The 12,857-nt window shown below is 64.7% G+C and carries 6 protein-coding genes; all 6 read right to left on the reverse strand.

The window, feature by feature from the left end:
• Positions 1-36: 36 nt before the first annotated feature.
• The 6 genes from WS51_RS28390 to WS51_RS32345 all read right to left on the reverse strand — a co-directional run bounded on the left by WS51_RS28390 (position 37) and on the right by WS51_RS32345 (position 12,810).
• The gene (locus tag WS51_RS28390) at positions 37-735 is read right to left on the reverse strand and encodes a response regulator transcription factor (protein ID WP_069230186.1); all 699 of its coding nucleotides are present in this window, start codon (positions 733-735) and stop codon (positions 37-39) included.
• On the reverse strand, positions 732-2,945 hold the full coding sequence (locus WS51_RS32960; protein WP_236872428.1) for a TolC family protein: 2,214 nt from the start codon (positions 2,943-2,945) through the stop codon (positions 732-734). Before WS51_RS32960 ends, WS51_RS28390 begins: the two co-directional genes overlap by 4 nt.
• A gap of 3 nt (positions 2,946-2,948) precedes the next feature.
• Positions 2,949-4,193: an HlyD family type I secretion periplasmic adaptor subunit gene (locus WS51_RS28400; protein ID WP_059820842.1), complete on the reverse strand. Its 1,245-nt coding sequence runs from the start codon at positions 4,191-4,193 to the stop codon at positions 2,949-2,951.
• The gene (locus WS51_RS28405) at positions 4,190-6,526 is read right to left on the reverse strand and encodes a type I secretion system permease/ATPase (protein ID WP_081333633.1); all 2,337 of its coding nucleotides are present in this window, start codon (positions 6,524-6,526) and stop codon (positions 4,190-4,192) included. Before WS51_RS28405 ends, WS51_RS28400 begins: the two co-directional genes overlap by 4 nt.
• Positions 6,527-6,864: 338 nt before the next feature.
• Complete coding sequence (locus WS51_RS28410; protein WP_081333634.1) at positions 6,865-8,895, reverse strand: O-linked N-acetylglucosamine transferase, SPINDLY family protein; 2,031 nt, start codon at positions 8,893-8,895, stop codon at positions 6,865-6,867.
• Between the two features lie 156 nt (positions 8,896-9,051).
• Positions 9,052-12,810, reverse strand: coding sequence for an Ig-like domain-containing protein (locus tag WS51_RS32345; RefSeq protein WP_155773634.1), 3,759 nt, complete (start codon positions 12,808-12,810; stop codon positions 9,052-9,054).
• Between the last annotated feature and the right edge of the window lie 47 nt (positions 12,811-12,857).

Consider the following 12,857-nt stretch of genomic DNA (forward strand, 5'->3'; position numbering starts at 1 on the left):
CACAGGTCGTGTTCGGAAATCGCATCGCAGGCGCGTTCAATAGCGATCGCGCGATGCACGGCCGTTGTGCGACAGCATCGCGATCAGTTCCGCATCATTGCTCACACCGAGCTTGCGGTACGCGGACTGCTTCTGCGAACTGATGGTCTTGTAGCTGCGCCCGACGCGATCGGCTATCTGCGTGATGGACAAACCGCGCAGGTAATATTCGAGCACGGTCCGTTCGCGCGCGGTGAGATCGGGGCGTGAGATGAGTGCAGGTACCCCGTCGGGACCAGGCGGCGGGTGCGCGAATGTATCGGTCGTCGGCTTCGGTCTCATGATTCGCGCGCTGAAGTATGTGTTGCCGGCCGCGACCTTGCGCACGGCCTCGACGTGATCGTCGAGCGATTGCGTGCGGCCGATGAAACCGTTGACGCCCAGCTCGAATAGCCGCGCGATCGTATCCGCGCGCTCATACTCGGAACAGACCAGAATGCGTGTCGTCGGGAAGTTCGCGCGCAAGGTGCATACGAGATCGAGCCCATCGTTCGTATCGAGCACATGGTTCATGAGAACGAGATCGAAACATGCGCCGTCCGCGAGCGCGTCGAGCAACTGGGCCGCCTGTCGGAAGACGCCCGACACCGTCCACGCCGGCTCTTGTTCAATCCGTGTGCGCAAGGCGTAGCGCACGAGCTCATGTGAGTCAAGCAATGCGATGCGCAGATGTGTGTTGTGCGGCGGCGTGCTCATACCGTTCCCTTTAGCCAGCGGATCAACTCGCCCGCACTGCTCAACTCGCGAAACACGGCCTGATAGCCGTCGAAACGCGTCGTGATTTCGTTCACGCGATTGCCGTAATGATCGCTTTCGGCTTGCAACACATCAAGCAGCGTGCGCTTGCCGAGGTGATACCACTGATCGAAGAACGCCTTGCGCACGCTATCGGTCTCACCGACGAGGTTGCCGTAAAGACTGGCCCGGTTGAGCAACGTGCGTGCGTCCTCGTCGGCCGCGCGAATCGCATACCCTAGGTCGAGCCGCGCCTGCTCGATCTTCTGCTCACTCGCGCGCGCGCGCTCCAGCGCGGCAATTTCCGCGGCCTTCGCCGATCCGCCCTGGAACGCATTCCAGTTGAGTGTCAGCATCGACTGGAACGGTTGGGTGCGGTCGATCTCATCGCGACCGATCGTCTTGCTCACAATCCAGTTGATCGAAGGCCGGGACGACACGCGCACCGCTTCTGCCTGCAACTGGGCCGCCTGTGCCTCGGCCCGTGCCTGGCGGATCTGCGGATGCTTGTCCATATCCGACAGCAACAGCTCCAGTGGAGCCGGCACAATATTCCATGCCGACGCCAGCGGCAAATTCAGCGGCCGCTCGCCCACCAGCTTGCGCAGCGTCAGCTCGGTGTCGCGCGCCTTCGCGGCTACCGCATCACGCGAAGCCTGAGCCTGCAATAACCGCGCCTTCGCCTGCGTCAACTCGCTCGCCCGCCCGCGATCGACCGCGACGATCTGGGCGAGCATCGTGACGAGTTGCTGCATTCGGTCCACGAACTGCTGGCTAACCGTGATCAACAGCCGCTGCTTGGCCAGTTCGGCCATCGCCGTCGTGACCGTATACGCCGAATTCTCGAGTTGCCCATCGTAGTATTCCTTGCCCGCGTCAGCCGTCTTCTGACGGCTCTTGATCGACTTCGACAGATAGCCCCAGTCAAAGATCGACGTTGTCACATTTGCTGTGATCGCCGTGCCGTGCCCGGCTGAATTACGCGTCGAGCCACCGAATTCGACAGACCTCGAACGCGACGAGAATTGCAGTTGCGGCCAGCGCCGGCCCTTGACTTCGTCCACGTCGGCCATTTGTGCCCGATATGACGCATTTGCAAGCTGAATCTGCGGACTGCGATCAAATGCCGCCTCGACCGCCGCGAGAAAAATCGGACGCAGGTCACTCTGCGGCGGCAAGCGATCGCGAGCGTCTCCATCGACAGGCGCCGCCATCCAGTCGCGTGCGAGTTCCGCCTGCGAACGCGTACCTGGCATCGCGGCCAAGCCTACAAGGTTAAGACGCGGATCAAACGCAGCGGGATAAACCCGCTCGCGCCGCTCGGCATTGATTATCTCCGCGAGTGTGACCCGACCATTCGCAGCCGATGCCAGCGACGCGCCACCATTCGGCAACAGCGATTCGGGCTCGCTGGGGTGCGCCGTGAGCGTGCGGGCGCGCATCCGGACCGCCGCCTGCCGGGTCACCGCATCCCAGCCCGGCTGGACGGACGAAGCCGACGCACCTGCCAGATCCGGCGGTAATGCACCGATATCCGGCCGGATCGCCGCCGACCGACCGGCCGCACCTCCGTCCGTCGGTGCAGGCCGCGGTATTTCCCGCAGCGCGCCTGTTGCCGTACCGGTCGCCGACGGTGCATCCGAGCGCGTCGAGAGACCCGACATGACAAACCCTGTCGATACATCCTCATGCACGCCCCGCTGGCTGACATCAGTCCACGCCCGTCCGCCCGCCGAACCTCTGGCCGATCGCGGCGGCGGTGCGGCGCGACTGCCCGCGCCGATCGACGCGACTTGGCCGTTCGCCCTGGCCGCCCGCTCGGCTTGCAGCATGGACGCAATGCGCAATGCGCGCGCGGTACGCATTGCCTTGCGTGCCTCGAGCCGCTGCGTGCGCTCCGCGCGGGCTGAACCTGTCAGGCTTTCGGCGCCTTCACGGTCGTCGGACAACGAAATGGTGACGACTTTCTCCGACGGCTCGGCGTGCTTCGATTCGTCGCCTGCAACTGGATCGGCACCACCTGCCGATCCGACCAGGGCGGCCGAGCTCGAGTGCGAGACGGCCATCATGCCGGTTGCGAGCAGCAGCGACAGCGTCGTGCGTCGAAACGGCAAATCGGAGAAAACCCCGCTGCGCAAGGCTGCATCGGCGCACTGGAAAGTAGGTTGCATGGCTTATCGCTCCCGGAATGCTTCGCGCGCTTTGAAAATCGGCTTGAGCAGGAAATCGAGAATGGTCTTTTCGCCGGTGCGGATCTCGACGTGCGCGATCATCCCCGGCAGGATCGGCAAATGCTTGCCGCCGGCATCGAGATAGGCCCTGTCCGTCAGAACCTGTACTCGATAAAAGGTCGCGTCCTTGCCGGTCGCAGCCTTTGCGTCGTCCTTCAGCGTGTCCGGACTGATGTACTCCACCTTGCCCTTGAGTCCGCCGTAAATGCCGAAATCGTAAGCGGTGATCTTGACCATCGCAGCCTGTCCAGGCCGCAGAAACGCTACGTCCGACGGCTTGATCTTGCCTTCGACCAGCAACTGATCCTCCAACGGCACGATCTCGAGAATGTGTTCGCCCGGCTGAATCACCCCGCCGATCGTATTCACACGCACATTCTTCACCGTACCGTACACAGGTGCGACGATCGTCGTCCGGGACAGCACGTCGCGCCGACCGATCAACGACTCGTTCGTCTGCGCAAGTTCCAACTCAAGCTTGGTCAACTCCGAGTTCGCATCGGCTTGGTAACGGTTACGGCGTTCGACCATCTGGGACTTCAGCTCGTTTGCCGCCCGCCTCATCCGCAGCAGCTCGACGTCGGACATCAGGCCTTTCTCCGCGAGCGGTGCGGCGAGCGCAATTTCCTTCTGCTGCAGCGCATAGCTGCGCTCGAGTGCCGCGATCGACTCTTCGAGTGCATGCCTGCGCGCGTTGTACGCCTTCGTCTCCATCTGCACGACATCCGTCTCGCCACGCACCTCTGGCGGAAATACCAGAGGCTGCGAGAATGCCTCGGCGCGAAGCCGTGCGAGCGTTGCCCTCAGGCCGATCGCCTTCGAATACGCTTCACGGTAACTCGTCTGTGCGCGTGTCGGATCGATCTTGAGCAACACCTGCCCCTTCTTGACGATGTCACCTTCGCGCACGTTCATCTCTTCGAGAATCCCACCCTCCAAACTCTGGATGACCTGCTCGCGAGAGCGCGATATGACCGTCGCTTCGCCCTGCGTGATTTCCTCGACACGGGCGATCTTGGCCCAGATCACAAACACGGCCAGCAGCGCCGCGATGACGTACAGAATTACCTTCGAGCCCGGCGACGATTGCGTGAGCAACGCCTCGCGCATATCGCTCATGTACTCGCGCTCGGCCTTGCTCATCGTCAGCTTGCGGCCCGGCCGCCGCGCCCTCCATTTCGCGATCATGTGCTGTGCTCCATCCTGTCGGCTGCGCTCGCTGGCGCGGCACCCGGCACGTCGCCCGGCACGTCGCCCGGGTGCGCGGGCCGCATCCGTATCGTGCGCGCGGGCCGGCCGCGGACGGCATCCTGCGCGCCCGCCTCGCCCTGGCCGGCGAGCCGTGCAAGAATCTCCTCCTTCGGGCCGTCCGCGACGATCCGCCCATCTTCCACAACGACAATGCGATCGACGAGCGAAAGCAGCGACGGCCGATGCGTGACGACGATCAGCGTCTGTCCTGCCGTTGCTCGCGCGAGGTGTTCGATGAAGGCCGCTTCGGTCTGCGTGTCCATCGCGCTCGTCGGTTCGTCGAGCAGCAACAGTTGCGGATGCGTCAACAGCGTGCGTGCGAGTGCAACGAGCTGCCGCTGTCCACCGGACAATCCCGCCCCGCCCTCACCGATCGGCAGGTTGACGCCCATGGGATGTCGAGCGGCGACATGATCCAGTCCGGTCAGCTTCAACACCCGCAGCAATTCTTCCGTCGTCGCGTCAGGCCGCGCAATCATGACGTTTTGACGCAGCGAACCGTAGAACAACCGTCCGTCCTGCCCGACATAGCCGACCGCTCGGCGCCAGTCGGCCGGATCGATCTGCTCGACGGCAAGCCCGCCGAGAAACATCGCACCTTGCGTCGGCATGTACATGCGCCCCATCACGCGCAATAACGTCGACTTTCCGCTGCCAATCCGGCCGAGCACCGCCACGCGCTCGCCCGGCTCGATCGCGAGGTGGATGCCTTTCAGGATTTCCGGGTTCGGCTGCATCGGCGGCGCCGGATACGAAAAGCGCACATCCTTCAGTTCGACGCGCCCCACGAGCGGCGGATTCGTGAGGTATTCCCGGCTCGGATCGCGCTCCGACGGCATCTCCATTAGTCGGTTCAGCGACTCGAACGCGGCCTTCGCCTGCTGAAATCTCAATGCGAGACCCATCACCGCGTTGAGTGGCGCCGTTGCACGGCTGGCAAGCATCACCGATGCGATCAACGACCCCTGTGTCAAGCGCCCCTCGGTAATCAAATAAACGCCCGTGACGACGAGCACAATCGTTTGCACCTGCTGAAGGAATTGCACGATCGTCATCGCGCGCGACGACAGCGTCTTCGTACGCTGGGACGTTGCCGACTGCATCGCGCTGAACGTTTCCCAGCGCTTCTGCATGTAACCTTCTCCGCCGACAGCCTTGAGCGTCTCAAGGCCCTCGATCGACTCGATCAGGACTCCCTGCTTGAGCGATGCTTCACGCAGACTTTCCTTCATCGCACGTGCCAGCGGCCACTGGATCGTCACACTGATGCCGACGATGACCGGGATCATCAGCGCGGGAATCCAGCCAAGAGGGCCGCCCACCGCAAAAATCACGCCCGCGAACAACAGCACGAATGGCAGGTCGGTTACCGCAGACAGCGTCGCCGACGTCGCGAAGTCGCGCACCGATTCGAATTCGCGCAACTGGTTCGCGAACGATCCGGATGACTGAGGCTTATGCTCCATCTGGATCGACAATGCCTTGCGGAACAGGATCGTGCCCATCACCAGATCGGCTTTCTTGCCTGCCGCATCGAGCAAGTGCGAGCGCGTATAGCGTGATATTCCCTCGAATGCCATCGCGACCGCCACGCCGATCGCCAGCGACCAGAGCGTGACGAATGCCTGGTTCGGCACGACGCGATCGTAGACATTCATCGTGAAGAAAATGGACGCTAGACCCAGCACGTTGATCAGCACCGCGCCGACCGCCGCACTGTAGTAGAAACGGCGATAGCGCCATACGGTCTTGAACAGCCAGTGACCGATCGGCTCGGGGGTTACTTCGCCCGCACGCGTGTCGACCTTTGCCGCCGGCTTCACGAGAATCGCGAAACCGCCGTAGATCTCGATCAGCTGTTCGTCGCTGTATTCAACGGCCCCCCCCGCGATCTCGGGCATCCAGACCTGACACAGGAGCGCCCCGCGCCGCTCGGCGTCCGGATCGCGCCGCACGCCGAGCAAGATGCAACCGCCCTTGTCCTTGCGCACCAGCAACATCGGCATCAGATGGCCGGGCAACATCCGCAGCTCGCGTTCCACTAGCCCCGCCTGCATCCCGGCGTTCGCGAATGCATCGAGCGCCATCGACGGTGACAGAAAGCCGAACTTGGGCAACCCGGCCGTGATCGCGTCACGACTTTTGCCGAAACCGTAGCGCTCGCACATCCACGCGACGCAGTCCATCAAGCTGTCCTGGTAAGTCGTTTCACTGCTCTTCCGGACATCCTCATTCCGGTCTGCCTGGTCAGGCGTGGTACTTGCACTCATCCTTCGTTTTCCTGCTGCTGTGGCACGCATTGGAGCGGCACGCGTGGAACACGCGACACGCATCGAATCCGGGCTCGACGGGGAATGTGTCTTGCACGTTTCCGCCATTGCCGGCCTCATATATTCTCGAATGCCGAATATCGACTCAGAAAATTCTAAAGAGACGGTGCGGCAGTTGAAAGATGACGAGTCAGATAAGTGGATGGGCCAAGCGCGGCCCGCTCAGGGCCGACCGTGCCGGTCAAGATGAGCCGCGCGCACGCGCGACAACGCTCCGGCGCGATTCGTCGCCCGGCTCGGTAGCGCACCTGTCGCACGTGCGCCTTTGACTGCTCGTTTCATACCATCGATGCATCGAGCACGATGGGGCGTCCGTCTGCCTCCGTGCCACACGTCTCGCGCGCCCAGATTGCGCGATACAAGCGTTCGAGCTGGTGAGCGAATCGTGCGGGATCGAAGAGCGGCCCATGGTGCCGCCGCTCGTCGAGCGTCGCACGGACGCTTGCAAACCGGGCCGGATTGGTGGCGAGCGCGCGCGCGACGTCGCGATACGCGTGCAGATTGTCCGTCACCAGTTCCCCGAGCCCGACACTTCGGAGCAGACTCGCGCCGACGCGGCTCGCGAAGGTCTCGCCGATACGCGTCACCATCGGCACGCCGGCACGCAATGCGTCGCTCGCCGTCGTATGCGAGCCGACCGGATACGTATCGAGCGCAAGATCGGCGAGACGCAACCGGGCGAGATGTGCATCGCGCGCCAGGCGCGCCGCGAAGATCACGCGCGACGGATCGACGCCATGTGCCAGCGCGGCATCGCGCAGACGCGTCTGCGCCTCGGCGTCATCTGGCCGGGCAAGCCACAGCACACTGCCAGGCACGGTGTTCAGGAGTTCGCACCAGACGGCAAACATGTCCGGGTCGAACTTGAATGTCTGATTGAAGCTGCAGTACACGAAGCCGTGCTCGGGCAAGCCCGCATCGGCCCGCGACGGCGTTGCCGTATCGCGCTCCAAGACATCGTTCGGCTGGTAGCAGTCCGGCATCAACGCAAGCGTCTCGCTGTACGCCGCACCGGCGTCGATCGGCGTCACGACCGCGTCGCCGATCAGATAGTCGGCCAGCCGCGGCTCGCCGAGGGACCCCGGATAGCCGAGCCAGCTGACGATGACAGGGGCGGGACGCCGTGCCGGGATGCCCGGCCGCGCCCCCGTCGTGTACCCCTTCAGGTCGACAAGGATCTCGATCGCGTCGCGCGCAATGCGATCGGCCGCATCGGCATCCGACAGCGACCGGATCTCGTGAAATTCGGCCGGCATCCGCGCGATGCGCGCGCGGTACGCATCGTCACCTGCCGGCCCGTACGAGTACAGATGCACGTCGACGCGGGCAGGATCGTGCCGTTCGAGCACCCCTGCGAGCAAGTGCATCGTCGCGTGATCCTTGAAGTCCGCGGACAGGTAGCCGATGCGCAACCGGCCCCCGCCGGCGCGGGCACTGCCACGTGACACGAGCGGCGCGGCCGTCAGTTCCTTCGCCCAGCGACTCGCGGCAAACCGGCGCGCGGCATCCCGCTGGCCGGTTGCCGAGACGCCGGGGAGGTTCAGCAGCACCCACGGTGTCATCGCCGGCGCACGCGGCTCTGCCAGCGCCGCCGCCACGGCCGAATCGAGCGCCGCCAGATCGTCCCAGCGCGCGAGCTGGCGACGCACGTGGCGCACGGACTCCCAGCGTCGTGCACGGCGATAGGCCCGCTCGGCTTCGGGAAGCCGGCGCAACCGCTCGAGCAGGCTGCCATAGCCCAGCCACGCATCGGTCAGGTCGCCGTCGAGTTGCAATGCTTGCTCGAACGCGGCAAGCGCATCAGCGTGCGCTCCCGCCTCGGCGTACACGATCGCGAGATTCTTGTGCGCCAGCGCATAGCGCACATCGACGTCGATCGCCAGCCGGTATTGCTCGATGGCACCCTGGCGATCGCGCATCCGGTTCAGCAGATTGCCGAGGTTGTTGTGCAGGCGCGCCTGCCGCAAGCCCATGCCGATGGCATCGCGGTAGGCCGTCGCGGCTTCCGAATCACGACCGAGCGCACCAAGCGCAAGCGCGAGATCGGCGAGGAAGGCGGCCGAGCGACGGATATGCAGCGCCGCGCGTATGTGATCAACGGCATCGTCGTGGTGTCCGGACAGGTGGCACGAGACACCGAGCATATGCAGCGCGTCCGCATGACGCGGCTCACGCGCCAGCACCGCACGAAACAGCCGCGCCGCGCCGGCCGCATCGCCGGCCTCCAGATGGCGCACGGCATCCATGAAAAGCGCGGCGCGTTTTCCGGGGCGCCCGACGGCACGCCCGGGGAATCTAACAGGTGACATTGCTATTCAGCCGAGTATGTCCGTCGCCGCCGGCGACGGGCATGGATGACGGCACGCCGGCACTCGGCGACGCGCCCCAAGTTGCGGCGCCAGCGTCCGGCGGCGCCGCAGGCGCGCGCCGCACCGACCGCACGCGTCCGCGCGTGTGGATCGACATCATGTGAAGTGCGCATCGATGCCATGCTGAACCAGCAGCTCCGCGTGGTGCGCCCCGTTCTCGTAGACTGTGTATGCGACTCCGTCGATCACCGCATCGCCGTTTGCGGCCCAGTCATGCCCGCCAATGTCGAGGTCCGACAGATCGAGCACGTCGCCCACTTCGCCGTTGACCCGCAGTTGCGCATGACCGTCGTCGCCGAACAGGTCGGGCGCACCGTCCTGCAACACGTCGAGCAGCGACAGCTTCAACACGCCGGCGTCACCGATGGTCAGCATGTCCGCATCGGTCTCGTGCGCGGCGCATTGCGCGGACGGCTCGCCTGCCGTGTCGTGGCGCGCCATGCCCGACGGCGCGCGCGCATCCATGCCCTCCTGCGAAAGCGCTGCGGCAGGAGCGGGTCGGTCAGCCGCCGGGAGGGCGTTCGTATCGCCGCCATCTTTGTCGACCGACGCGTCTACCGCCGAGGTGCCGTCGCCGTGACGATGGGCCGACTCGCCGGTGTCGCGCTGCACCTTCGCGTCGCTCGTCGCGCGATCGGACCCATCGTGTTCGGGATCCGTCTCCTGCGCGGCATGCCGAGGCGTTGCCCGGTTCGTGACGTCACGGGGCGCCGAATGCTGCGCCGCCTGCGCGACGTCGTCTGCGGACGAGGCGGCAAACAGCGAATCCAGCCGATACCATGATTCCTCGATCTCGATCGTGTAGCTGTTGCTTGGACCGTAGGTTTCGCCGTCCGGCCCCTCCGAGATCGCGGAAAAGGCATGAACCCCGCCATCCAGGCCGTCATCCGGCCGGAACGACCAATGCCCCTGCTGGTCGGCCACCGTCGACCCCATCAGGTCTTGAGCATTCTCGTAAATGTAGATCGTGAAACCCGGTGCGGCTTTTCCGACGATGCATGGACGCACCGCATTCGTCGTGCCGTTCGGATCGACGATGTGGCTGGCATCGTCGTAGATCGCCGTGATTTCCGGCGCGCTCGGCGTGGGCGATACGGCCGCTTCGACCTTGAATCCGAACGCGTCGCTGGGATCGCTCAATACGCCGGTCGCCCCTTGCACCCGCGCCGTGATCTCGTGCTTGCCATCGACCAGTTCGCCGCCCGGCTCGAACAGCCACTTGCCGCTGGCATCTGCCTTCGTGCTGCCGATCAGGGTCGGTTCGCGGCTAGTCTTGTCGTAGATATAGACCAGCGCATACGCATCCGCCGTGCCCTTGATCGTCGGACGGGAATCGTCCGTTACGCTCGTGCCGTCGTGATTGAGCGGCCCCGTCACCGCCCCGACCCCATCGACCACGTCGGTGATCCACGGCGGGCGCGGCAACGTCGTGTCGATCTGGATCGTGCAGGCCGGAGACAAGTCGCTGACGTTGCCGGCCCGGTCGGTCGCCGATGCGCTCACATGGTAGATGCCGTCATTCAAGTCGTCATCCGGCACCACCACCCAATTGCCACGCTCGTCCGCCTGCACGGAACCGAGCACCACCGTCCTGCCGCCGGACTCCGCGTACAGCGTCACCCGCGCGAACGGTTCGGATGTGCCGCCGAACATCGGCTTCGAATCGTCCGTGATGCCGGACTCGATGACATTCCCGACGAGCGAGCCGACATCGTCCATGATCTGGGTAATGACAGGTGGCCGTGGCGCCACGGTGTCGACATTCACGACAAACGCGTCGCTCGCGACGCTCGCATTGCCGGCCGCGTCGCGCGCCACCACGGTAAAGGCATGCTTGCCTTCGCTCAGCGCCTGCTGCAGCGTAAACGTCCAGCGGCCGTCCAAGTCCGCCATCACGGTACCCAGTACGTGGGTGCCATCGAGAATCGTCACGCGGGAGCCGGCTTCCGCGTGCCCCAACAAGGCCGGCTTCGTGTCGTCCGTATAGCCGTTGTTCTCGATCGGGCCTTGCACCGGACCGACATTATCGATCACGGAGTCAACCGTTGGTTGATCAGGCGGCATCGTATCCACGACAATCTCGTACAGCCCGGACGGTTCGCTCTGCTGTCCGCTCAGATCGACCGACTGCGCCGTCAGCGTGTGCGGGCCGTCCGTCAGCTCATGAGCCGAATCCGGCGTGAATCGCCAGGTTCCCGACTCGTCCGCCGTCGCGGTGCCTATCACCGTGTCACCATCCCGAATCGTCACCGCGGCATTCGGCTTCGCGACGCCCTGCAGGGTCGGGCGCACATCGTTCGTGAATCCGCCATTCGCGACCGTCCCCGTCTGCGGCTCGACATCGTCGATCACGGCGACGATCGTAACGGTTCCCGGTCCCGTCGTATCGACGGTCACGGTATGGGTCTCGCTGGCCAGACTGCTGTTGCCCGCCGCGTCCATTGCGACTGCCGTGAGATCGTGCCGGCCGTCCGCCAGCGGCAAACCGGGCATGAAGACCCAATTGCCATGATCGTCCGTGGTGGTCGATCCCAGCACGTCGTCGCCATCGTAAATCCGCACGACTGTGTGCTTCTCCGCCTTGCCCGACAGTACCGGCGCCGCGTCGTCTGTATATCCGGGGTTGTCGACCGGACCCTGCACCGGCCCGATGGCGTCATATACGGAATCGATCGTTGGTTGCGCGGGCGGCGTCGTATCGACGGTCACCGCGTACGCACGCGATACAGCACTCTCATGGCCGAAGCGATTGATCGAAACAGCCGTGAAGCTGTGTTCTCCATCTTCCATGGGATGCGCGAGCGTCAACGACCACGTCCCGCGCTCGTCGATCATCGTGCTGCCGATCGGATCGCTTCCGCCGTTGTCGTAGAGATAGACCGTCGTACCGATTTCGCCGCGCCCCTGGAGCGTCGGCGTCGCATCGTTGGTGACGCCGCCCCGGTTCACGATGCCGACGTGCGGCTCTGCGTCGTCGATCACCCAGTCGAGCAGCGGACGACTCGGCACGGCCGGCCCCGCCGTGACCTCGAAGCGCTCGGATGCCGCGCTTGACTGCCCGTTGGCGCCCACCTCGACCGCGTGCAGCCCGTGCGTTCCATCCGGCAATGGCCTGCTCGCCTCCAGCCGGAACGACCAGGTGCCGTCTGCGGACACGGTCGTCGAACCAACCAGCGTGTCGTCCACGTACACGAGAATCGTGTCACCAGCCACCTTTCCCGTTCCCTCGACCGTCGGGCACGGATCGTTCGTCGTCCCGCCATTGCCGACCCAGCCGATCACGGGTTCGACATCGTCAACCAGATAGCGGATGGCCGGCGCCGGTGGCCGCGTCGCGTCGTCGCTTGAGGACACGGTGCGGGGCGATTCCGCCCCATCGCCACCGCCACCCGACGCCGCGGCCACCGCGCCTGCCGTGGCGGCGGCCATGCCGAACGCGCCGAGGCCGAACGTGGTCCAGTTGACATGCGGTGCGCCCGGTTCGGCGGCCGCCGCGCCAGGTACGGCAAGCGTGGCCGCCTCGCCGTCCGCCAGCGTGGCCACGCCGCCCTCGGGGTTGTCGTACGCGAAGTACTGGCCGCTTTCGCCTGCCGCGAGCAACTGCCCGCTCGAACCGTAGTAATCCTCAATCACGATCTGCGGCGATACGTTGCCATCCGTGCTCAGCAACAGATCGTCGCCGTGCCGCTGCACCGTGATGCCCTGCAGGGGTTTGCCCGTTTCCGCATCGGCAAGGATGTAGCGCGCGTTCGGCGTCGCCTCGATCCTGGTCGTCGCAACGGGATCCGTGCGACCGGGATCGACCACGCGCATGGCAGCGTGGTCACCGGCAACAGTTATCTTGATCACGCTCATGTGAATGTCTTGATACTCGGAATACAGAAAAAAATGCAAAGAGCGCC

The sequence above is a fragment of the Burkholderia territorii genome, from assembly GCF_001718335.1.
Taxonomy (GTDB): Bacteria; Pseudomonadota; Gammaproteobacteria; order Burkholderiales; family Burkholderiaceae; genus Burkholderia; species Burkholderia territorii.